Below are 22,234 nucleotides of genomic sequence, written 5' to 3'. Positions count from 1 at the left end.
GTATTTCGATAAATGAATTACCTTTCCCTCTAAAACTTGGTAAAATAACGGCAATGATCATGTCACGACGAAAGGGGGGAGATGGCGAAATTGCTATTGATGTCAGCTGGCTTTTATAGTGAACGAATGAAAACAGCGTTTATCCGCTTATGCGATCAGAACTTTGACAAGATGAAAACGGCTATTATCACAACTGCTGCTGAACAAAAATCAAACAATCGCTTTGCTAGAAAGGCGAAAGAAGATTTTCAGTCGATGGGGATTCAGCCCGTTGATTTTATCGATGTGGAGGCAATGGTGATTGATGGGGAGGAAAAGAGAAAAATATAAAAACGAACGTCCGCGGCTTTCGGACGTTCGTTTTCGTTATGCCGACATTTTTTGTTTTTCTGCTGTTTGCTGTGCCGCTTTTTTCACTAGCGGGTAGAAGAAAATGCCGCTTAAAAGCAGGACAACCCCAAGCATAAACGTTTTGATATCGGCGGTGCCGGCGATGATGACCCAGACGGAATAAATGGTAGCCAGAGCGGCAACGATTCCATCGATCATGCGGCCCTGTGCCGCACCCTTGTATGTTTCGCCGGTCAGCGTCAGCTTTAATTGGAAGACAGAAGCGATAAAATATGGGACGAGATACGCTAATGTCGCGATGTAAATGACAAAGTCAAACGCCGCTGACATCGAGTTGGAAACCGTCGAAAAAATAAAGATTTGCGCCAATCCATTCGAAAGAACTAAAGAAAAGCTTGGTACTTTCTTTTTGTTTTCCTTTAAAAATGCTGGAATAAACAAACCTTGTTTTGCCGCCTGATACGGTACTTCGGCGCTTAACAGCACCCAGCCAAGTGTCGAGCCGAGCAAGCTGATTAAGCCGAGTCCCGCAAGAACGTAGCCGCCGCTTGGGCCTAAAATCGCAACAATCGCATCAACAAGCGGTTTTTCCGAATGAATGAGTTCTTTTTGCGGCAATACTCCCATGACAAGCACACTAATGCCGATATAAATTGCAAGGGCAATCAACAAGCCAAGGATTGTTGCGCGTTTGACATCGGCTTGTTTGCGCGCGCGCGATGCAAACACAATCGCCGATTCGACGCCGATAAACGCCCACAATGTCGACACCGCCGCATTCTTGATTTGACTTAATAATCCAATCGAATGTCCTGCACCATCATAGCGCGGTGCAACAAACGAACCGATGTTGCTTTTGTCAAACGCAAATAAAGCAATGACGATGAATAGGAAAAATCCAAGCACTTTTGCCGCTGTAGCGAGAAAGTTCAGCTTTCCCGCACTTTCAATGCCGCGCAAAATGATGAAATGCATGCCCCAAAGCAACACTGTGCAAACGGTAAAGGTGAGGAAGTTTCCTAGTTTTACGTCAAGCGAACCGATCGTAAATAATGTTTGTTTGCTTGTTAAAATGGGGAAAAACGTCGATAAATAGCTGGCGAATGTCGTAATAATTGCCACGTTGCCGGCGAAGTTGCCGATCCAATATCCCCATGAGGACATAAAGCCAGATAGAATCGAGACGTTCGATCCTTTTGGAAACAATTCTTTTGCATAAATTTGCGGCCCACCGTTTAATTCCGGCTTGCGAATCGCCAAGTTGCCAAAGACAAGCGCCGTCATTAAGACGCCAGCGCCCGTTAACAGCCACGCGAAAATAACGCCGAGCGGGCTTGCCGCTTCCGCGAGCGAGCGCGGAAGCATAAAAATTCCTGAACCGACCATATTGCCAAAGACAAGCGCCGTTAATAGCCATAATCCTAGCTTTGGTTGCTGCATGAAAATGAGCTCCTTTCCTGTTGCTTTCTTTATCTCCAAAAAAAATACACCCTTGCGTTTTCAACGGGTGTAAAACATCCGTTTCCAACTGCCAATCGAAGCGCTCCACCGTTTTTAACGGCGGCAGTGCTGCTCTTGTTCAGATGCAGACTCAGCCTGCGGCGCCAGAGAACACCGCAAACTTCGGCAACGAACCTTTTCAGCGAAATTCGTCGACCCTCTGTATCTCCTTCCGCTTGCTATTGTTCATTGCGGCCTCTATCTCGGAGACATGACGAGAAAGAAAAAATATTCAATGGATGTCATTATTATACGAATTTCGACAAAGTTCGTCAACGAGCTTTTTTATTAGAAAAAAAGGATTTTCCGTGTGAGAATGGAATAGAATCTAAGATAAGGAAAGCAAGAGAAAAGGAAGGGATCGCATTGAAGTTTTCTGAGTTTCGTTACGAACGGCCGAATATCGAGAAGATGCAAGCATCATTTCAACAGGCGCTGCAATCGTTTCGCAAGGCAACGAGTGTCGAAGAGCAGCATGAAGCGATGAAAGAAATCAATCAGCTTCGCAATGATTTCAGCACGATGGCAAACATTTGCCATATCCGGCATACGATTGATACGAATGATGAATTTTATAAACAGGAACAAGATTTTTTTGATGAAACGGAACCAATTGTCAAAGGACTTGTGAACGATTACTACCGTGCGCTTGTTTCCTCGCCGTTTCGCGCGCAGCTGGAGGAAAAATGGGGAAAACAGTTGTTTGCGCTTGCCGAAACGCAGTTAAAAACATATTCGCCGGATATTGTGGAAGATTTGCAGCAAGAAAATAAACTGACGAGCGAGTATACAAAATTAATCGCTTCGGCGAAAATTTTCTTTGAAGGGGAAGAACGGACGCTCGCCCAGCTTCAACCGTTTGTCGAATCGCCGGACCGCGAGATGCGCAAGCGGGCGAGTGAGGCGCGTTTTGCCTTTTTCCAAGAACATGAGCAAAAGCTTGATGAAATTTACGATCAGCTTGTGAAAGTGCGCACTGCCATCGCTCGAAAACTTGGCTTTAAAAATTTCGTGGAACTCGGCTATGCACGTCTTGGACGAACCGATTACAACGCCGAGATGGTCGCGAAATTCCGCAAGCAAGTGGAAGGGTATATCGTTCCCATTGCCGTGAAGCTGCGCGAGCGGCAGCGGAAACGCATCGGCGTCGAGAAGCTGAAATATTATGATGAAGCGTTTGTGTTCCCAACCGGCAACCCGACGCCAAAAGGGGATGCAGACTGGATTATCGAAAACGGGAAAAAGATGTATGAAGAACTGTCGCCGGAAACGGGAGAATTTTTCCGTTACATGATAGAAAATGAGCTGATGGATTTGATCGCGAAAAAAGGAAAAGCGAGCGGCGGCTATTGCACCTATATCGAAAATTATAAAGCGCCATTTATTTTCTCCAACTTTACCGGCACATCGGGAGATATTGATGTGCTCACCCATGAAGCGGGGCACGCGTTTCAAGTGTATGAAAGCCGCCATTACGAAATTCCGGAATACAACTGGCCAACGTTAGAAGCATGCGAAATTCATTCGATGAGCATGGAATTTTTCACCTGGCCGTGGATGGAACTGTTTTTCCAGGAAGACGCAGAAAAATATCGGTTTTATCATTTAAGCGATGCACTCTTATTTTTGCCGTACGGCGTGGCGGTCGACGAATTCCAGCATTTCGTCTATGAAAACCCGAACGCAACGCCAGAGGAGCGGAAACAAGCGTGGAGGAAAATCGAACGGAAATATATGCCGACACGAGACTATGACGGCAACGCTTATTTAGAGCGCGGCGGCTTTTGGCAGCGGCAAGCCCATATTTACACAGACGCATTTTACTACATTGACTACACGCTCGCGCAAATTTGCGCGTTCCAATTTTGGAAACGTTCGCGTGAAAACTATGAAGAGGCGTGGAACGACTATTTAACTTTATGCCGTCAAGGCGGAAGCAAGCCGTTTACCGAATTGGTCCGCGTCGCTAACCTTGTTTCGCCGTTTGAAGACGGCTGCGTCCAATCGGTAGTCGGTGAGATTGAGGGATGGCTGAATAGCATCGATGACAAACAACTTTAACAACAAAAAAGGAAGAAGTCAACGAAGGATTTCTTCCTTTTTTGTTGAATGGAATAGTTTTAGTTTTTCAAAGAAGGGAGAACAACGAAATGTATGTGGGGTTATTTCCGGCGGCAAAAACCGCGCCACACAGGGAAAAGAAGCGGAGTATGAAGGAGAAATATACGCGGTTTATTTGTTGAAAGAAGTCCAAGGGAAAGGATACGGAACGAAGCTTGTCAAAGCGCTAGTCGATGATTTTCAACATAAGCGGATTCGTTCTATGGTTGTGTGGGTGCTTGCCGATAATCCGTCGCGCCTGTTTTACGAGCGGCTAGGAGGCGAGAAAATCGCAGAGGAGGTTGTCGATATTGGTGGGAAAAAGCTGGTGGAATGGTGCTATGGATGGAAAAGCATCGAATATTTCGCATAAATAAGTAGCTGCCTAGGCGAAAGGCAGCTTAAAAAAAATATGTAATGAGTGATTACTTACTTTAAAATATAATTGGTATCGTGTAAAATATAAGTGAGTAATCACTCACTATAAAATAAAAAGGGGGAAGGATTTGTGTCCGAGAAGTCGTGTATTCGTATGGAACATGTATCAAAACGTTTTGGAAAAAAGACGGTTATTGAAGATGTATCGCTTGACGTATACAGAGGGGAAATTTTTGGGATGCTTGGACCTTCTGGAGCGGGAAAAACGACGATTGTGAAGATGATCGCTGGAATTGACGAGGCCACCAGTGGAACGATTTATGTATTAAATACAAAAATGCCTGATTTACACGCCATGCAACGCATCGGTTTTATGGCGCAGTCTGACGCCTTATACGGGGAATTAACGGCATTTGAGAATTTGCAGTTTTTCGCTTCGATTTATGGACTAAAAGGAAAAAAGCAAAGGGAACGTATTTATGACGTGATGGATCTTGTCAATCTGACTGACCATATTAAAAAGCCTGTCCATCAATATTCGGGAGGAATGAAACGACGGTTGTCATTGGCGATATCTTTGCTGCATGAACCGGAGGTACTGCTTTTAGATGAGCCGACGGTTGGCATTGATCCTGTGCTTCGCCAAGCAGTTTGGGAGGAACTGGAGAGAATCCGCCAAAACGGAACGACGATTGTCGTCACGACCCATGTCATGGATGAAGCGGAAAAATGCCAGCGCCTTGCCATGATTCGCGATGGCCGTCTTATTGCCGTCGGAAGTCCGGCAGAGTTAAAGGCAGAAACGAATTCACAAACCATTGAGCAAGCATTTTTATATTTTGGAGGTGCACGGCAATGAGAGTTTGGGCCATCGTAATACGCATCATCCGCCAGTTTTTCCGCGATAAACGGACACTTGCGCTCATGATTGTCGCGCCGATGTTTGTATTATTTTTAATGAATCTCGTCTTTAATGGAAAAGACTATCAACCGACGATCGCTGTTGATTCGAGTGTTCCGTCCATAATTGTTGACAAGTTGGAAAAACAAGATGCTACTGTCAAAAAACTTACGGACAAAGCGGCCCGCAAACAGTTGGAAAAACAGCAAATTGACGCGTTTATCAAAATGGATGGAGGAACCCCGAAAATTACGTTAGAAGGCAGCGATCCTACTGTTAATAAAGCGGTGCTGATGTCTGTGCAAAAAGCGTTTCAAGAGCTGGTCCCGCCAACATCGTCGTCTAAATTCAAAACGACCTACTTGCACGGTTCGGAAGATATGAAGCTATTTGATTATTTCGGTCCTGTGCTCATCGGCTTTTTTGTGTTCTTTTTCGTTTTCCTAATTGCTGGCGTTTCGTTCCTGCGCGAGCGTACAAGCGGAACGCTCGAACGATTGCTTTCGACACCGCTTCGACGCTGGGAAATCGTGGCTGGCTACATTATTGGATTTGGTTTATTTACGACATTGCAGGCGAGCTTGATTGCTTGGTTTGCTGTTGATATCCTTGACATGATGATGGAAGGTTCTTTCTTTTATGTGTTATTGATTACGTTTTTATTGGCGATGACCGCTTTAACATTAGGAACATTGCTGTCCGCGTTTGCCAACAATGAACTGCAAATGATGCAGTTTATCCCGCTTGTTGTCGTACCGCAAATTTTCTTCTCTGGCTTGTTTAATTTAGATACGATGGCCGAATGGCTTCGTTCGTTAAGCGTGATTATGCCGCTGACGTACGGAGCGGACGCGCTGCGGGAAATCATGGTTCGCGGCAACGGTTGGAACGAGATCGCCAAAGACGTATATGTTTTACTTGGTTTTGCTCTATTGTTTATGATATTAAATGTAGTAGCATTAAAAAAATACCGAAAATTGTAAGGAGTACAAAGAATGAACGAGCAGCAGTGGCTGAAAGAACTGTTGAAACTAAATGGAGAAGATGTGAAGCTTAGCGAAAAACAAGTCAAAATTTTAGAAGCGGCGATTGAAATGTTCGCGGAGAAAGGCTATGCGGCTACTTCGACGAGTGAAATCGCCAAGAAGGCGGGCGTGGCGGAAGGGACGATTTTTCGCCATTATAAAACGAAAAAGGATTTGCTGCTGGCGATTGTCACTCCAACGCTATTTAAATCTGTCGCCCCATTTTTAGCGAAGGAGTTTGTCAAAGAAGTGTTTGAAAGCCAGTATCAAAGCTATGAAGACTTCATCCGCGCTCTTTTGAAAAACCGCTATGAATTTGTGAAAAAATATTTGCCGGCGATTCGCGTTTTCTGGCAGGAAATCGCGTTTCATGCGGAAATTAAGGAGCAATTTCAGCGCATTTTTACGGCACACGTATATCAAAAATTTAAGCGAATCGTGGAACATTTTCAAACGAAAGGAGAAATTGCCGCGATTCCCGTTGATTCGGTCATTCGCATGACAATAACGGCGATTGTCGGATTTTTGGTGGCGCGGTTTATCGTGTTGCCGGATTACGAGTGGGATGATGAAGCGGAAATGGAACGGACGGTTCAGTTTTTAATGAACGGTCTTGCGAAAAAAACGCCTAATTCGCAATGAACATAAACCTTCATTTTGCAACACTAGTGTTAATCATGTATATACAAAGAGAGTCCATATAAATAAAATAAGACCGAAGTGCTGCAGCACCCTCGGTCATGCATAAAAGGTTCCCTTCAAGGGGGGATCGGCAGTAGGAAGGAAATCATCCACCCACCGCGTCAACTCAGGGTGGATGATTTCTTTTTTAGCGATGTTCACTTTTGCGTCGGCACTCGTCTATTCTTTTTTCCCTTGTATAAGATTATCTCCGCGTATCCAGGCCTGAATCCCTCCCATAGCATAATAGTTACCTCAACAGAAGCTTGTGCTTATTGCATACGCTTTTTCTTTTAAAAGCAGATCTTTTTCAACAAAACCTACGAGTTCTCCTATCTACTAGGATATTTGTCCAAACTGTTCTTTTAACAGTTACATAAGATAAAAATGAAGACAACAGTTGGAGGTGAATGAATATGTGTTTCTTTGGTTGTGGATATGGTAGATACTACGGTGGTTACGGCTATGGTGGTTTTAACTTTGCATTGATCGTCGTATTGTTCATTCTATTGATAATTGTGGGTGCGTCTATTTGGAGCTAATTAATTAAAAAGAAGCCCAAAGGTTGCGCTTTTGGGCTTCTAATAAAGATTTATTAAAAATCGATCATTATTGTGAAAGGTGGTGTTAATTATGAGTGATGGATACAGAAATAACGCTTTTGCTCTAGTCGTTGTTTTATTCGTTCTACTTATCATTGTAGGATGTTCTTGTTTTGGCGGCTATGGAGTTTACTAATTGTTTTTGGCAATTAAAAAATGTACCAAATGGCAAATAAGAGTATGCGTTTGATTGAATATTAACTCATCCGTCACGTTACTTGACATGGAGCCTCTGCGGTCATGATTCTATGCAAAGGGGCAAAGTTATATGGTTTTGCAGGCAAAAGAGCTTATCATGACCGCCACTTCAGGCGAACAGTGCTTAGCGCTGTTCGCCTACTTGCTTTAGCAACTAAAAAGGACCTATCTATCATGCCCGCCTTTCCAAATAAAGTGCACGTCTCTACTGGAAAAAAGTGTTCAGTCTTATTCAGCATTTTTGGGTAAGAAAGTGTTCATTTCTACTTGGCGGTTACACGATAGCCAATAGCTAAAGTACAAACCGCTTTTTAGAATCGGAATGTACTGAATATGATATTAGAGAGTAAGGGGGTGAAACCATGAATCTCTTTCCTTTAAGTGAAGAGCAAACTCCTTTTGGTTGGATAATAGCCGTTTATACTCTACCGCAACATAGAGGTAACGGGTTAGCTTATCAACTGGTAGATGAAGTTTGTTCATGGTTAAAAGATAATAAGGCAAAGCGAGCTAGATTATGGTCTAGTTCTAGAGCGAGAAAATTATATGAAAGTCTAGGCTTTAAATCAATGTTAGATATGGAGAAACCGTTAGCTTAATTGGGAGGACAATATAAATGTCAATTTCAAAAAGTTCCAAGTTACCTCTAACACAAGAGGAGAAAAGCCTGCTTAGAAGATTGAAAAAGTTTGTTCTGGCGCATTTTTAGGCCGTTGCATTTAAAAAAATGCAACAGGCCAAAAATGCGTTTTATTTTTTTACCTCCTTCCCAAGGACGCTCCTTCCTTTGTCTCACCCCATTATCATTTTTGCTTGTTAGGCGCGTAAAGGGTCTGCGCTCTTCGGACGGCTTGGGGAAGCCAAGTAAAAAGCATAGCTTTTAAGGCTTGCTAAGTCATTGGGCTTCCCACAAGCTTTAATTACAGTGATACATTTAAGACTCCAGACCAGTACCGTATTAACTCTGGATCAGAAGTAAACTCCCCGGCTCAACATTGCGCAAAAAGGGGCTCGGTTCGCCTACACTGTAAAGCTGCAAGTAATGCATAGCCCGGGTGCAGGCGGTGTAGAACAATCTGCGCAGGCTCTCATCGCCATATACTTGCGCCGATGCGTTATAAATGATGACGGCGTCGAATTCGATTCCCTTGGCCAAATACGCCGGTATGACGACAACACCTTGTACATATTCGGTAGATCCGCTCTTCACGAGCTTAATTTCTTCGACGTTGCTCAGTGCTTCGTATGCGGCGGTACTTTCCGCGGCAGATTTGCATATAATCGCGATCGTATTATACCCCCGATTCCGCAATTCTGAGACTTTGGAAGCAATGCAGCGGTGCAGTTCGGCTTGATCGGACACTCTCGTCAGCACAGGCCTATCGCCGTCGCGTTCAAAAGCAGTAATCCGTTCGCCACCGGGCACGAGTCCGCGCGTAAATTCGACGATCTGTCTTGTGGATCTGTAGCTGCGGGTCAAGGTGATCACATCCGTTTCATCAGGCCCGTATAAGCTGGTAAGTGTGTGAAAACCCGTCGTTTCGCTGGCATGGGCAAAGATCGACTGGTTAAAGTCGCCGAGCACGGTCATCCTTGCCGAGGGAAACAAACATTTCAAATACTCGAATTGAAACGGAGAATAATCTTGCGCTTCGTCTACAAGCACGTGTTTGATCGAGACGTTCTTCTGAAAGCTTTGAATCAGATCTTTCAAAAATAAAAACGGAGTTGCATCTTCATAAAACAGTTTGCCTTCGTCTAGCATTTTCACAGTCAATCGGCAAATATCCTCCCACTCCTCAGGTGTTTCCCCCTCCATCCACAGTTTGATCCGCGTTGGATCGGCGAAAAGCTGTTTGTATATTCCCTTAAAGTCGATGAAACGGAGCGACCGGATCCGTTTACGCAACGGCTTCAACTTTTGGCGGACGATCAATTGGCCTAGCGCTTCGATCTCGTTCTCATAATTGTTTAACGATTCTCCTTTGAAGCGGCGTTTTTTCCGTAAATGGGTATAAGCCTTATAGTAATCCTCGTTGCTAAGCAGCTCGATTTCTTCCTGCACCCATGGCTTGGTCCGTTCAAGTTTTTCAGCTTCATCGATTTGCTTGTTTAGCCAATCCGTCAGCTTTTCAAGTCTGTTGTGAAAGCGGAGCGAGGTGTCGCTGCTATAAAACCTTTCCGCGATTTGTTGGGCGGTGACGATCGGTTTTCCTCTAAATAGAATATCTTTGAATAGCATGCCAGAGGATTCCAGCGACTTCCAGTATGTTTTGATCGCCTCGAAAAAACGTGTCGATGCCTTGAATCGAATGCTCGCAATCCTAGTCCGGTATGAAGGGTTATCCGCTGCAGTCAGCACATATTCCAATTGTTCGTATGGACCCTCGACTTGAAATTCTTTGCTCAGCCGATGCTCCAAGTATTCCTGGAATGTGACCTGATGCATATTCTCTTCGCCAAGTTCAGGCAACACATTGGATACGTAGCTATTAAACATCGAATTAGGTGAAAATAGAATGATTTGATCGGCTCTCAGACTGTCCCGATACTTGTAGAGCAAGTAAGCGATCCGCTGCAGGGCAGCAGACGTCTTGCCGCTGCCAGCGGGGCCTTGCACAATGAGCATCCGCCCGCGATCATGCCGGATGATCCGGTTTTGTTCCTGTTGAATGGTGGCCACGATGTTGTGCATATGTTTGTCTGTGGCTCTGCCAAGCACCTGTTTTAAAATCTCATCTCCAATGGTGAGACTGGTATCGAACATCGATTTGATAACACCGCCGCGGATGATATATTGCCATTTTTTCTCCAGCATGCCACGGATTACGCCTCCGGGCGTAGCATATTCGGCCGGACCGGGAGGGTAATCGTAGTAGATACTCGAGATCGGCGCCCGCCAGTCGTAGATAAGGATGTTCTCTCCGCTTGTATCCGTGAGCGTGGAGATGCCGATATAGATTCGTTCAGCAACGGAAGCCCCTTCTTCAGTGAAATCGATTCGGCCGAAATAAGGCACCTCCTGCATGCGGCGCAGCGTGGACAACCTCTTGAATGCTTGTCTGTGGGTGCTTTGGCTTACGGATAGGGCCTGAGCCTGTTGTCTCAAGCTGATGATCGTTTCAAGAAAATCGTCGAAAGTATCTATATTAACCTTGACGTCATCCCAAAAGTGTTTGCGGATATCAATCACTTCTTTCCGACGCCGGAAGGTTTCGTCTTCCAGCATGCGGATTTGCTCCGTAATAATCTCCATTATGCTGTCCAATCGTTCTTGCTCCTGCCGAAGTTCTGTCATTTCAATCACTCCTTTAAAAAAATAAAAAATTGGGGTTGACTGAAGGAGAATTATGTTGTACAATTATAATCGGGATATTATTTTTATATATGGATAAAATGTGTTTCAATATTAATTTATCATAGTTTCTCTATTTTATCAATGTATTTAACACTACAGCCGCTATGATGGATCGTACTTGTTGCAAATTTACTTCTCATCAAAAACTTGAAATCGCAAAGCAGGAAGGCGCCGTTGCGGTCGCCAATGCCAGAAAAGAAAATGTTGTCGAAGCAATTAAAGAAATCACAAAAGGAGGCGCACATGTCGGACTGGATGCTTTAGGCATCAAGGATACCGTTCTTAATTCGGTTCTGTCCTTAAGAAAAGGAGGAAGACATGTTCAAGTAGGTTTAACCACATCAGAAGAAGGAGGTTTTGTATCCCTCCCTGTTGACCTGATTACGGCATCTGAAATTGAGTTTGTAGGAAGCATCGGCAATCCTCATCCTGACTATCGCGGCCTAATGAGCTTGATTTCTTCCGGACGGTTGAATCCGAAGCGCTTGGTGGAGCGTGAAATCAAATTGGAAGATGTAAACGCTGTATTTGAAAATATGTCACAATATAATACGAAAGGGTTTAACGTAATCACTAAATTTTAATCAAAGAGTGTGTCCCAAAAGTGACTGCTTTTGGGACACACTCTTTTCTGTGTACAGTATTTAGTAGGATTTGATTTTTGCTTCGAATTGTCTAAGCGTTAATTGATTTAACTCTGGAAAACCTTCTTCTTTCAAGGAAATGGTTTTTCCTTCGTAAACAGGGTAGACTCCTTGCCATCCCCCGACAATGGTATACAATTCTGTTCCTTTAACAGGTTTTAGAAAGCAAACATATCGACCCTCAGCCATCGGTCCTGGATAAACTCTGTTGAGAGGATGTAAAGGATCAGGAAGGGGTTCAATACCGGTTGATAACACGTTGATGATTTTGTCGCCGGTTCCCTTTAAATATTTGTCGACATGAAGGCGTTGTACAAAATTAACGAGCTTCCCACCTTGTACAGACTTATTTAACGGCTGCTTCTGAAAAGAAGTATCGAACCAGCCATAAGCAATGAATGTTGAGCCGCTTACTAAATTCTTTAAGTTTGCGGCGCGCTTGATATTTACTGCCTGTTTTGGAATGGCAATATTATGCGCCTGAACAGGTAAATGAAACGTAAATAGCAGACATATACAGATTAAAAACTTAGACCATGTTTTCATTCCATCACCTCCTGATATCTTTGTTGAGCGTTACTATTGTTTAACCATCTTTCCTGTTTTATGCGTGTTTCCTTTGCTCACATCAGTAAAGTATTTTTCCTTTTTACCCCTGAAGGAAAAACAAATCTGCACAGCAAACGAGCTTATGTATTGTTCCACTATTGGTGCTTCGACGTTCGATAGCGAAACGAGACAAAAACATTTTAATTCCGAATTAAATATAATAGCCATCATGTTGCATCAAAAAAGCCTATAGAATCTAAAGCTTTTTATTGCTGATAAGAATGGTTGCGTGAACAAGTAACTACAAATAAAAAAGAGTCACTTCTTGTTAGAGAGTGACTTTGTATGAGTATAATTATTACATGTTACAGGGCTAGTATGTAAGTGGATTAATTACTTCATGCATATTGCTTCATCTAAGGAAGCAGAACCGTGTTTTACTTTATTATTTGCCCATCAGTCTCGTTAAAGCCATCCCAAGAAATCCAACACCCATTCCTATGAGCCACCCGGTTTGGGGGCTTCCTAACCAAGCTCCCAATCCTCCACCAAGAAACATGCAGCCAACAATACTAATCCTCCAACGCCCCAATTTTGCTGCTTCATAAATTCAATCCTTCTTTATTAAAACATATGCTATTAGCTAAATAATCTTTCTTGCACATGATAATAGGCAAAAAAGAACCGCCTTTCCCATTAAGGGATTAGGCGGTTTGTTTATGCAGAGGTTTGGCGACAATCGCATTGTTTTCGATATCGATGCGAATCGCTTTGACTTGGTCGTTTTCGTCCAGCAGCACATCGGCGATTTTGTCTTCGACGTGTTCTTGGATGACGCGGCGGAGCGGACGAGCGCCGAATGCTGGATGGTAGCCGAGTTCCGCTAATTTTTCTTTTGCCGCTTGCGAAACGTCAAGGTCGATGTGCTGTTCGTGCATTGCTGTTTTTACCTCGTTAAGCATGAGATCAACAATTTGCAGCATATGTTCTTTTTTCAGAGATTTGAATTCGATAATCGCATCGAAACGGTTGAGAAACTCTGGCTTGAAGTAGGCGTTTAACGACTCAAGAACGCTTGTATGTGTTGGGCCTTGTTTTTCAAATCCGACCGTAATTTTTTTGTCCGTCACGCCGGCGTTGCTTGTTGCGATAATAACTGTATCTTTAAAGCTTACCGTACGCCCTTGGCTGTCAGTGAGACGGCCGTCTTCTAAAATTTGCAGGAAGATGTGCTGAACATCCGGGTGCGCTTTTTCAATCTCGTCAAGCAAGATAATGCTGTATGGATTGCGGCGCACTTTTTCTGTAAGTTGGCCGGCTTCTTCGTGACCGACATAGCCAGGAGGCGAACCGATTAATTTCGATACCGAATGTTTTTCCATGTATTCGCTCATGTCGAGGCGAATCATTGCGTCTTTCGAGCCGAATAGCTCTTCTGCCAACGTTTTCGCCAGCTCTGTTTTTCCGACGCCAGTCGGACCGACGAATAAGAACGAACCGATCGGGCGGTGTTTTGCTTTTAATCCCGCGCGGCTGCGGCGGATTGCTTTTGCGACTTTTTTCACTGCTTCTTCTTGGCCGATTACTTTTTTCGCGAGATTTTCTTCGAGATGTTTCATTTTTTCTTTTTCATCGGCTTGCAGTTTGCCGACAGGAATACCTGTTTTCTCTTCGATGATACGTTGAATGTCGGCAACATCGACGACTGGGCGTTCTTGGTTTACGCCATTTTGTAATTGTTTTTCCAGTTTCAACTCTTCGCTGCGCAATTTCGCTGCCAGTTCGAAATTTTCTTCTTCTACTGCTTTTGCTTTTTCTTTGGCGATTTGCGCAAGGCGCTCTTGAATTTGTTTTTCATCTGTCGGGCCGATGCGCAAGTTCGCTTTAGAGCCGGCTTCGTCTAGCAAGTCGATCGCCTTGTCCGGCAAGAAGCGGTCTTGAATGTAGCGATGCGACAATTTAACGCACGCTTCAATCGCTTCATCCGTATATTTGACGTGATGGAATTGTTCATATTTCGGCTGAATGCCTTTCAAAATCGTAATCGCTTCTTCGACCGTCGGTTCATGGACGATGACCGGTTGGAAACGGCGTTCAAGCGCGGCGTCTTTTTCAATTTGTCGATATTCTTTTAATGTGGTAGCGCCGACGACTTGCAATTCGCCGCGGGCAAGGGCCGGTTTTAAAATGTTGCCGGCGTCCATGGAACCTTCCGCCGAACCAGCGCCGACGAGCAAATGAATTTCGTCGATAAACAGAATGACGTTTTTCCGGCGCTGCAATTCAGAAATGAGACGTTTCATGCGTTCTTCAAATTGCCCGCGAATGCCTGTATTGGCGACAAGAGAGGCGACATCCAGCAAATATACTTCTTTATTTAATAGTTTTTCCGGAACTTGTCCTTCCGCGATTTTTAAGGCAAGCCCTTCGACAATCGCCGTTTTTCCGACACCAGGTTCCCCGATTAATACCGGGTTGTTTTTATTGCGGCGGTTTAAAATTTCGATGACGCGTTCAATTTCTTTATCGCGTCCGATGACCGGGTCGATCAAGCCGGCTTTTGCAAGCTGCGTTAAGTTGCGGCCGAATTGGTCCAAGAAACCGCCGCCTCTTTTACCGTTTCTGTTCCATTTGGATGGTTTGGATGGTTGTGCCATATTTGCTGATGGCGTATCCATTTCCGAAATTGGCGAAAATCCGTTCATAAAGAAATCATCAAATGGGAACGGCGAGAAATTATCGAAACCGAAATTGATCGGAATAGTCAGCTCTTGTTTTTGTTTTTCATAACATTCGTGGCAAAGATGCAATTGCTTTTTCTCATGATTGAATTGCAAATTGACAAATACCGTAGCTTCGTTTTGATGGCATACTTGGCAAAGCATGAGGCATAACCTCCTTTTTCGTCAATTGACTTTGACTAACTTTGACTTTCTGACTTTATTATACTTTGACCTTTTTTGACTTTCAAGTGTTTTTTTACAAAAAATTTGTTGTAACCGTGAAATGTTTTTGAAGGAATAGTGAATAATGTACGGATAAGAAAAAGTTATGGTATAGTTAAGTCTAGAAAATAGAGCAAAGGGGAAGTAAAAAAATGAAAAAGCTTTCGCTGTTTTTGTCATTGATGTTAATATTACTTTTATTTGCCGCCTGCGGCCAGCAAAAGCAAGAGGAAAAACCGGCAATACTTGAAGTTCAACTTCAAACACCGAATCATGTTGAATTAAATAAGGACACGACGCTTTCTTGTATTGTGACATACGGCGGGGAAAAAGTGAATGACGCGGATGAAGTGAAATTTGAAGTATGGAAGCATGGCAGTGAACAGCATGAGATGTTAACCGCCAAAAATGATGGAGATGGCAAATATTCTGTGAAAAAAACGTTTACCGAGCCTGGGACGTATTCCGTGGTACCGTCAAGAATTTTGTGTAATGTAAATGGGGTAGGGTTTCTCTGAAATGGATTTGAATTGATAGGGGACTGATTTTCTCCACACAGGAGACTGAATATTCAGTCTCTTGTGTGGAAAGGGAGAATCCCCTTATTTTGTTTATTTACAATATTTGGTTAACAATAACGTTCTTCAAACATTCGTTGAAGGGCTTCCTGCGCTTCGGCAAATCCTCTTAACTTTCGCCCTGCCCATTTCTCATTAAAATCTTGGATGGTCAAATACACGACTTTTTCCGCGGCTTCTAAACTGCTCAAACTGTTCATCGGCTTTAGACGTTTCCGAATCTCTTTGATCGTTCGTTCGATGACATTCGTCGTGTAAATCACACTTCGAATACTGCTTGGATAATCCATAAATGTAAGGAGGACATCCAACTCATTGGCCCAAGATTGAACTTCTCTTGGATATTTGCTGGACCATTTCGACTCAAACTGTTGAAACATTTGTAACGCCATCTCCTTATTCGGCGCGCGATAAATCAGCTTGAGATCCTCGGCCACTTCGAATTGGTCTTTTTTCCGAACACGGCTGAGGGTGTTGCGGACTTTGTGCACGACACAGCGCTGCACATCGGCTTTCGGATACACCGCCTTAAAGGCTTCCTCCAGCCCCGGAAGGCCATCGAAGACGCCAAGAAGCACTTCCTTGACGCCTCTTTGGTAGAGGTGTTGAAGAATTTCCTGCCATCCATAGGCGCTTTCTTGTCCTCCCACGAAGAAATCCAGAATTTCTCGATACCCTTCTTCATTCACTCCTAACACCACATAAATGACTTCTTTCTCTACCGTATCGCGGCGAAGTTTCACGTACAAGCCGTCCAAATATAAGACAGAATAACGTTTGGATAGTGGACGATGGTGCCATTTCTCGATGTCTTCTTTCACGACATCGGTAATACGGCTGATCGTCGCTGGAGAATAAGCATTTCCTAGAATTCGTTCGATAAACTTGCCAATTTCCCGTGTACTCATGCCACTTTGATACATCCTAATGATGGCTTCCTCCAGCCAGTCGGTGTGGCGTTGATAAGGGGCAAACAACTGTGTTTGAAATTCCCCGTTTCGGTCTCTTGGAACCAAAAGACCCTCAATCCGGCCATATTGCGTATCTAGATTTCGCTGATAGTAGCCGTTTCTCATATTCGGCGTTCCAGCCTGTTCGATTTCGAGGAAATGTTTGATTTCTTCCCGCATAATCAGCTCTAATTTTTCCTTCACAAACTGACGAATGACACTTTCCAGTTGATTTGCCCAGTCGACATTCGGTATACTTCTTTTAGACATAGGTAGGGTACTCCTTTCTCTAAGATTTTTGGTCCAATCAGAGAATACCCTACCTTTTTTCTTTTGTTCTAGCAAAATGCTTTACACAAACTTTTATACATCATCTATTCCGTCATTAGCCACGTGACAGCACGAAATATGCATAATATGCCGAAAAAAGATATCGTTGTTGGCACGCCGAGCGATCAGCCGCAAAATCATGCAGAGGAACATCACGGCGATGAACACCATCATGCCGATGTCATGATCATGCTTCATGAAAAACAATTTTCCGTAAATAAAGAGGCACATTTAGTGGCACATATTACTCATGACGGCAAGCCGCTGACAAAAGCGAAAGTTCATTTTGAAGTTTGGCAAGGAAACGGCAAACACGAGTTTATCGAGGCAAGCGAAAAACAAGCGGGCCAATACGAAGCAGTAACTTCGTTTCAAGAAAAAGGGACATATTCTGTAAAAACTCATGTGGAAACGGAACAACTTCACGAACATCAAGTAGAGCAAATTACGGTGCATTGAACTCCCCCCACTTACCGGCTCATGCCGGTTGAAGTGGGGGATTCTTGTTCCCTCTGGCCGTAGTTGCTCAAAGGTCCCAAGAACCCCCTCCGTTCATTTATGACAGAAGAAGAACGTTTTTCAACTATTAAGATTACTAAAAAAACAAAAAATGCCGATTCATCCCCCACCTACGCTCCGCTTAGAGGTGGAGGTCTTCTCGGCAAAAAAGATAAAGAGATGCCCTATAGTGGCATCCTTTTTTACTGCCATCTCTTCTTTATTGGGCCAAGCCGACATATATATGGGAGTAAATAGTGGACAAGGAGAGGGAGATGGCAGAAGTGGCTGGAAAATGGTCGGATGCTTGGCAAATTGCCGCCGTTTACGTCGGCACTGTCGTCGGCGCGGGATTTGCCACAGGAAAAGAGATTATTGAATTTTTTACGCAATATGGAACGTATGGAACGATCGGCATTATCATTAGCGGCAGCTTGTTTACGTGGGGTGGCGCGCGCATGATGGTAATGGCGCGGAAAGTGGAAGCCGCCTCTTATCAACAATTTAACCGCTATTTATTTGGCAAGGCAATGAGCCCGGTTATTTCTATCATTATGACGTTGATGATTGTTGGAGTCACCGCCGTGATGATCGCTGGGGCAGGGGCGGTATTTGAGGAACAACTCGGGCTGCCGCGACAAGTCGGAATTGTAGCGACGTTATGTTTATCGTTGTTGGTCATGATGTACGATATAAAAGGGCTATTTGGCGTAAACACCTTGATTGTCCCCATGATGGTGCTATTTAGCGCCATTGCGCTTGGAAAGCTGATCACCATGGACGAATGGTGCGGAACGAAGCTGGAAACGGCAGACTATTCATTAAAAACATTTCTTTCCCCATTTTCATATGCGGCGTTTAATTTGGCGATGGCGCAGCCTGTGCTCGTGCCGCTGGCTTGCGAGGCGGCGGATGAGCGGACGGTACGGCGCGGAGCGGTGCTTGGCGGGCTGCTGCTTACCGGCATTTTATTGAGCAGCCATTTGGTGCTCTTATCGTTTCCGTATGTAATGAATTATGATATTCCGATGGCAGAAGTCATCCGCACATTTTTTTCTGCTTTTTACTGGGTGTATATCGTTGTGATTTACGGGGAAATTTTTACATCCATTATCGGCGGAATTTTTGGCCTGCAGCGGCAGGCGCGCACGATCGTTTCCGTTCCAAACATCTTGTTTCTTGTCGTGCTGTTTATCGTTCTGTATGTTGTTAGCTTATTTCGCTACAGTGCGCTTTTGTCATTTTTATATCCGCTATTTGGCTACATCAGTTTTGCGTTTCTTTTTCTATTATGGATGCGAAAAGTGCCGCGTTCGTAACAGCAGCCGTTTTCCCGCATTGGCGCGGAAAAATGGCTGTTTTTTCGATGATTAGTGAAAGCGTTGTACGATTTTTTCTAGCTCATGGACGGATGCAAGCAAAACATCTGCTTCTTTAGCTAGTTCGTGAATGGCTATTGTTTGCTGTTCTAATCCGGCGGTAGTTTCTTGCACCATGTTTGTAAAATCGCTGGCAATCGCGTTAATATCGCCAATGAGCCGCTGAAGGTTTTGTCCGTTCACCGTTACCGATTCGACATGTATTTTATTTTGTTGCAGCAGCTCATTTAATTGGGTGAACATATGCTGGAATAATGTAAACGTTTCTCCCGTTTTCCATAAGGAAAGTTTTGTTTTCTCGACATGCTGCTCATTTTCTTGCACCGCCTGCACGGCATCTTGGAGTACTGACGCCATCGTTTGCAACGAAGCTAAAATTTGAGCGGCAAATGTGTTCGTATCTTCGGCGAGCTTGCGAACTTCCTGGGCGACGATGGCAAAGCCTTTTCCTGCTTCTCCTGCACGCGAGGCTTCAATCGACGCATTTAATGCCAGCAAGTTCGTCTGTTTTGTAATCGTACGAATGGACGAAATCATGTCTTGGGCGTTGGCTGCTTCTTGCGCTGCAGCATGGATTAATGCGGTTGTTTTGTTTATTTCTTGTTGCATGGTATCCATTTTTTGTTTTGTTTCTTCAATAAGACGGTTGCCTTCGTTCATCGATGTGAGAGCGCTTTTCGCCTGTGAAACGACGCGTTCTACTTCTTCTTGCATGTTTTGCACCCGTTTTACCATCTGCATGACGAAATGATTTGCCTGTTCTACTGATACCGTTTGCTGTTTTGTGCCTTCACGAAATGTTTCCATCGCTGCCGCGATTTCATCAAACGATTCAGAAAGCCGTTTTGTTTCCAATTGCTGTTTTTCGCTGACTTGATTGACCGTTTTGACCGCCTTTGCTAGCTCGGTAATAATCGTACGGATGCCTAAAATCATTTTATTAAGTTCGTAAGCGATTTGATGAAATTCGTTTCGTTTTCGCTTTGTCCGCACTTCTGTCTGCAAGTTTCCAGAGGAAACGGAGCGGGTGGCGCTATACCAATGGCGCAGTTCAATGATGAGTGAACGATAAAAATAAAAACTGAAGATAAGGCCAATGGTAATGGTCATAGTGCACATCCATAGAGCGGATAAGGAAAAAATAATAGTGAAAAGCAGGCTGAGAACAGCCGGGACGATGGAGAGAAGGGAAAAATATATCGGCAAATAAGGGTGGTGCATTAATCGTCCCATCCGCAAATTAAAGCGCTTTCCACTAGGATCTGTCCATAACGGACAGCTTGCATCGATCAGCACTTCCCCGGTATCCCGTTCATACACTTGCAAAAGCGGTTTTGTTGTTTTTGCCGCCTTCTGTCCTACTTCATCCGAAAAAATCCTGCCTTCCCGCAAGCGGTTCGTATGAACGAGACTGTATCCCGTTTCATCTACGATAAGAAAATACTCATCCTGTCCAAGCTGCTTGTCCAAAAACGAACGAATATGATCTAACTGCGCCTCTAACGGACGGGTGTTGTCTATGTATTGTTGCAGCTTTTCTGCCACCTCTACCGCTTTTTTTAGCGCTTGTTTCGCTCGCCGTTGTTTTGTCAGATGTCTCATTATTGCTTCCCTCCTATGTATTTGTTCCTTTTTTCAATATATACACAATATTTAGATATATCAACACCTAATAGGAAGCGAATAAAACCAACAGTCGATTGAAAGACTATCCCTTAAACGGCAAGTACGAGGGGATCATTATGTCCATCTTTTCCTTTTTTAAAAAGAAGACAAGCGGTGAGGAAAAAACGCTGCAACAATTATTGAATAAGTTGCGGCAATCGAGCGATTTTATTAAAGTCGAATTTGCCGTAAACGGTCATTTGCTTGCCATTTACTATTTTGACTCGTTAGTCGACCCGAAAATACTGCAGCAACACGTCCTCTGTCATCTGCAAAATGATGCGCCGAAAAATCCAGATATAAAGCTGGAAGATTTGCAAAAAATCATACCGATTCAGCGGATTGAAGTAACGAACGATGTGCAGATGATCGAAGAAAAAATATTAAAAGGGTTTGTGGCTGTTCAGTTTCAAAAGACAGATACCTATGTCGCACTCATTAATGTAGCGAATGAAAGTTTAGGGCTGCGGCCAAACAATGATTCAGAAAATGAATTTAGTGTCGTCGGACCGAAAGTGGGATTTATCGAAAACATTGGTACTAACTTACATTTAATCAGAAGGCAAATCGTAACGCCCAATTTAGTGTTTCGGGAAATGACGCTTGGTACAATGTCAAAGACAAAAGTGGTTGTCGCGTATATCGATGGCATTACGAATAAGCAGACGATCGAAACCGTGATCCAGCGACTCGAAAATATCCATTTTGACATTATTTTTGACAATTCGCTGATTGGTCAATTGCTTTCCGATAACTCGAATTCTCCGTTTCCGCTTTTTATCTCAACGGAACGGATTGACCGTGCCGTTTCTGCGCTTGCGTCTGGTCAAGTTGTTGTTCTTTGCGACGGTTCGCCATATGTTGTCATCGGCCCGTCGACTTTTTTCGATTTTTTTACTTCACCGGAAGATTATTATTTACCATGGATTCTTGGATCATTTGTCCGGCTGATCCGCGTTTTTGGCGTTATGATTTCCGTGCTGGCCTCGCCGATTTATATTGCGGTATTAACGTACCATTACGAAATGATTCCGAAAGATTTGCTTGGACCGATTATCTATTCCCGTTCTAACGTACCGTTTCCGCCGGTATTGGAAGTGTTATTTTTAGAAATCACCATTGAACTGCTTCGCGAAGCGGGCGCGCGCCTGCCGACAAAAGTGGCGCAGTCGCTTGGGGTCGTCGGCGGTATTGTTATCGGACAAGCTGCGGTGGACGCAGGGCTGACAAGCACCATCATGCTTATTATTGTTGCGCTCGCCGCTTTAGCTTCTTTTACGACACCGATTTTTAAAATGTCCAATACAATCCGCTTCCTTCGCTTTCCCATTATTTTATTTGCGGCATTTTGGGGTGGAGTCGGAATTGTTTTCGCCGTCTGTTTCCTATTAATTCATTTAGGAAGGCTGCAATCATTTGGCAATCCGTATTTAGTTCCGTTTTATCCGCTGCGCATTCGCAATTTCAAAGATAGTATTATCCGTTTCTCATACAGCCAAACAGCAGAGCGTCCGACGTTTCTTCGCCCGCTTTCCTTGTTCCGCTATAATCCGGCGAAAGCGAAACAAAAAGACGATATTGACGAGTAAGAAAGGGGTCGAA

General features: G+C 44.0%; 18 protein-coding genes, 2 pseudogenes and 1 riboswitch. Of the genes and pseudogenes, 14 read left to right on the top strand and 6 right to left on the bottom strand.

Annotated elements, in window-relative coordinates; all coding sequences use genetic code 11:
• Positions 1–81: 81 nt before the first annotated feature.
• Positions 82–330 (top strand): hypothetical protein, encoded by a 249-nt coding sequence (locus tag BDD39_RS12940; protein WP_166911241.1) that lies wholly within the window; start codon positions 82–84, stop codon positions 328–330.
• 36 nt (positions 331–366) lie between these two features.
• Here BDD39_RS12940 and BDD39_RS12935 read toward each other — a convergent pair whose 3' ends face one another.
• Positions 367–1,791 carry an amino acid permease gene (locus BDD39_RS12935; RefSeq protein WP_166911239.1) on the bottom strand — a complete coding sequence of 475 codons (1,425 nt, stop codon included), beginning with the start codon at positions 1,789–1,791 and terminating at the stop codon, positions 367–369.
• A gap of 91 nt (positions 1,792–1,882) precedes the next feature.
• Positions 1,883–2,060: riboswitch (Lysine riboswitch) on the bottom strand.
• Positions 2,061–2,217: 157 nt separating this feature from the next.
• Between BDD39_RS12935 and BDD39_RS12930 the strand changes: the two genes are divergently transcribed.
• The 8 genes from BDD39_RS12930 (at position 2,218) to BDD39_RS12895 (ending at position 8,335) form a co-directional block, all read left to right on the top strand.
• Complete coding sequence (locus tag BDD39_RS12930) at positions 2,218–3,912, top strand: M3 family oligoendopeptidase (RefSeq protein WP_166911237.1); 1,695 nt, start codon at positions 2,218–2,220, stop codon at positions 3,910–3,912.
• On the top strand, positions 3,896–4,324 hold the full coding sequence (locus tag BDD39_RS12925; protein ID WP_243846034.1) for a GNAT family N-acetyltransferase: 429 nt from the start codon (positions 3,896–3,898) through the stop codon (positions 4,322–4,324). Before BDD39_RS12930 ends, BDD39_RS12925 begins: the two co-directional genes overlap by 17 nt.
• Positions 4,325–4,483: 159 nt before the next feature.
• On the top strand, positions 4,484–5,188 hold the full coding sequence (locus BDD39_RS12920) for an ABC transporter ATP-binding protein (protein ID WP_208404546.1): 705 nt from the start codon (positions 4,484–4,486) through the stop codon (positions 5,186–5,188).
• The gene (locus tag BDD39_RS12915) at positions 5,185–6,213 is read left to right on the top strand and encodes an ABC transporter permease (RefSeq protein ID WP_166911233.1); all 1,029 of its coding nucleotides are present in this window, start codon (positions 5,185–5,187) and stop codon (positions 6,211–6,213) included. Before BDD39_RS12920 ends, BDD39_RS12915 begins: the two co-directional genes overlap by 4 nt.
• 12 nt (positions 6,214–6,225) lie before the next feature.
• Positions 6,226–6,897, top strand: coding sequence for a TetR/AcrR family transcriptional regulator (locus BDD39_RS12910; protein WP_166911231.1), 672 nt, complete (start codon positions 6,226–6,228; stop codon positions 6,895–6,897).
• A gap of 455 nt (positions 6,898–7,352) precedes the next feature.
• Positions 7,353–7,478, top strand: a complete 126-nt coding sequence (locus tag BDD39_RS12905; protein ID WP_166911229.1) for a YjcZ family sporulation protein — start codon at positions 7,353–7,355, stop codon at positions 7,476–7,478.
• Positions 7,479–7,569: 91 nt separating this feature from the next.
• Positions 7,570–7,674 carry a YjcZ family sporulation protein gene (locus BDD39_RS16785; RefSeq protein WP_166911227.1) on the top strand — a complete coding sequence of 35 codons (105 nt, stop codon included), beginning with the start codon at positions 7,570–7,572 and terminating at the stop codon, positions 7,672–7,674.
• Between the two features lie 424 nt (positions 7,675–8,098).
• Positions 8,099–8,335: a GNAT family N-acetyltransferase gene (locus tag BDD39_RS12895; protein ID WP_166911225.1), complete on the top strand. Its 237-nt coding sequence runs from the start codon at positions 8,099–8,101 to the stop codon at positions 8,333–8,335.
• Positions 8,336–8,694: 359 nt separating this feature from the next.
• On the opposite strand, the gene helD is transcribed toward BDD39_RS12895, so the two are convergent.
• Positions 8,695–11,034 carry an RNA polymerase recycling motor HelD gene (gene helD / locus BDD39_RS12890; RefSeq protein ID WP_166911223.1) on the bottom strand — a complete coding sequence of 780 codons (2,340 nt, stop codon included), beginning with the start codon at positions 11,032–11,034 and terminating at the stop codon, positions 8,695–8,697.
• 200 nt (positions 11,035–11,234) lie between these two features.
• On the opposite strand from helD, the pseudogene BDD39_RS12885 reads away from it, so the two are divergent.
• Positions 11,235–11,678, top strand: a pseudogene (locus BDD39_RS12885) (zinc-binding dehydrogenase); the annotation flags it as partial.
• A 60-nt stretch (positions 11,679–11,738) separates the two neighbouring features.
• Here BDD39_RS12885 and BDD39_RS12880 read toward each other — a convergent pair.
• Both BDD39_RS12880 and BDD39_RS12875 read right to left on the bottom strand, forming a co-directional pair.
• A complete protein-coding gene (locus BDD39_RS12880) occupies positions 11,739–12,284 on the bottom strand; it encodes a hypothetical protein (RefSeq protein WP_166911221.1) in 546 nt (181 codons plus the stop codon).
• Between the two features lie 707 nt (positions 12,285–12,991).
• Positions 12,992–15,172 carry an ATP-dependent Clp protease ATP-binding subunit gene (locus BDD39_RS12875; RefSeq protein WP_166911219.1) on the bottom strand — a complete coding sequence of 727 codons (2,181 nt, stop codon included), beginning with the start codon at positions 15,170–15,172 and terminating at the stop codon, positions 12,992–12,994.
• 212 nt (positions 15,173–15,384) lie between these two features.
• Here BDD39_RS12875 and BDD39_RS12870 point away from each other — a divergent pair.
• Positions 15,385–15,705 (top strand): annotated as a pseudogene (locus BDD39_RS12870) (FixH family protein); the annotation flags it as partial.
• 155 nt (positions 15,706–15,860) lie between these two features.
• Here BDD39_RS12870 and BDD39_RS12865 read toward each other — a convergent pair.
• Complete coding sequence (locus BDD39_RS12865) at positions 15,861–17,030, bottom strand: IS256 family transposase (protein WP_166911217.1); 1,170 nt, start codon at positions 17,028–17,030, stop codon at positions 15,861–15,863.
• 147 nt (positions 17,031–17,177) lie between these two features.
• Here BDD39_RS12865 and BDD39_RS12860 point away from each other — a divergent pair, with 147 nt between their 5' ends.
• Positions 17,178–17,549, top strand: a complete 372-nt coding sequence (locus BDD39_RS12860; protein ID WP_243846033.1) for a FixH family protein — start codon at positions 17,178–17,180, stop codon at positions 17,547–17,549.
• A gap of 314 nt (positions 17,550–17,863) precedes the next feature.
• Entirely contained in the window at positions 17,864–18,907 is a 1,044-nt protein-coding gene (locus BDD39_RS12855) for a YkvI family membrane protein (protein WP_166911215.1), read from the top strand.
• Positions 18,908–18,958: 51 nt separating this feature from the next.
• Here the strand turns inward: BDD39_RS12855 and BDD39_RS12850 are convergent, their stop codons facing one another.
• Complete coding sequence (locus tag BDD39_RS12850) at positions 18,959–20,569, bottom strand: methyl-accepting chemotaxis protein (protein WP_166911213.1); 1,611 nt, start codon at positions 20,567–20,569, stop codon at positions 18,959–18,961.
• Positions 20,570–20,709: 140 nt separating this feature from the next.
• On the opposite strand from BDD39_RS12850, the gene BDD39_RS12845 reads away from it, so the two are divergent.
• Entirely contained in the window at positions 20,710–22,221 is a 1,512-nt protein-coding gene (locus BDD39_RS12845; protein ID WP_166911211.1) for a spore germination protein, read from the top strand.
• Positions 22,222–22,234: the final 13 nt, after the last annotated feature.

This window comes from Saccharococcus thermophilus, assembly GCF_011761475.1.
GTDB lineage: Bacteria > Bacillota > Bacilli > Bacillales > Anoxybacillaceae > Saccharococcus > Saccharococcus thermophilus.
The sequence above is the reverse complement of the archived record's forward strand: the minus strand, read 5'-3'. Positions and strand labels throughout refer to the sequence as shown.

Bases quoted from the DNA above. Each gene is read 5' to 3' on its own strand.
- BDD39_RS16785 (WP_166911227.1), top strand. From the start codon at position 7,570: ATGAGTGATGGATACAGAAATAACGCTTTTGCTCTAGTCGTTGTTTTA.
- helD (WP_166911223.1), bottom strand. From the start codon at position 11,034: ATGACAGAACTTCGGCAGGAGCAAGAACGATTGGACAGCATAATGGAG.
- BDD39_RS12905 (WP_166911229.1), top strand. From the start codon at position 7,353: ATGTGTTTCTTTGGTTGTGGATATGGTAGATACTACGGTGGTTACGGC.
- BDD39_RS12880 (WP_166911221.1), bottom strand. From the start codon at position 12,284: ATGAAAACATGGTCTAAGTTTTTAATCTGTATATGTCTGCTATTTACG.
- BDD39_RS12845 (WP_166911211.1), top strand. From the start codon at position 20,710: ATGTCCATCTTTTCCTTTTTTAAAAAGAAGACAAGCGGTGAGGAAAAA.
- BDD39_RS12925 (WP_243846034.1), top strand. From the start codon at position 3,896: ATGACAAACAACTTTAACAACAAAAAAGGAAGAAGTCAACGAAGGATT.
- BDD39_RS12940 (WP_166911241.1), top strand. From the start codon at position 82: ATGGCGAAATTGCTATTGATGTCAGCTGGCTTTTATAGTGAACGAATG.
- BDD39_RS12865 (WP_166911217.1), bottom strand. From the start codon at position 17,030: ATGTCTAAAAGAAGTATACCGAATGTCGACTGGGCAAATCAACTGGAA.
- BDD39_RS12850 (WP_166911213.1), bottom strand. From the start codon at position 20,569: ATGAGACATCTGACAAAACAACGGCGAGCGAAACAAGCGCTAAAAAAA.
- BDD39_RS12875 (WP_166911219.1), bottom strand. From the start codon at position 15,172: ATGCTTTGCCAAGTATGCCATCAAAACGAAGCTACGGTATTTGTCAAT.
- BDD39_RS12915 (WP_166911233.1), top strand. From the start codon at position 5,185: ATGAGAGTTTGGGCCATCGTAATACGCATCATCCGCCAGTTTTTCCGC.
- BDD39_RS12910 (WP_166911231.1), top strand. From the start codon at position 6,226: ATGAACGAGCAGCAGTGGCTGAAAGAACTGTTGAAACTAAATGGAGAA.
- BDD39_RS12860 (WP_243846033.1), top strand. From the start codon at position 17,178: ATGCCGAAAAAAGATATCGTTGTTGGCACGCCGAGCGATCAGCCGCAA.
- BDD39_RS12920 (WP_208404546.1), top strand. From the start codon at position 4,484: ATGGAACATGTATCAAAACGTTTTGGAAAAAAGACGGTTATTGAAGAT.
- BDD39_RS12895 (WP_166911225.1), top strand. From the start codon at position 8,099: ATGAATCTCTTTCCTTTAAGTGAAGAGCAAACTCCTTTTGGTTGGATA.
- BDD39_RS12855 (WP_166911215.1), top strand. From the start codon at position 17,864: ATGGCAGAAGTGGCTGGAAAATGGTCGGATGCTTGGCAAATTGCCGCC.
- BDD39_RS12935 (WP_166911239.1), bottom strand. From the start codon at position 1,791: ATGCAGCAACCAAAGCTAGGATTATGGCTATTAACGGCGCTTGTCTTT.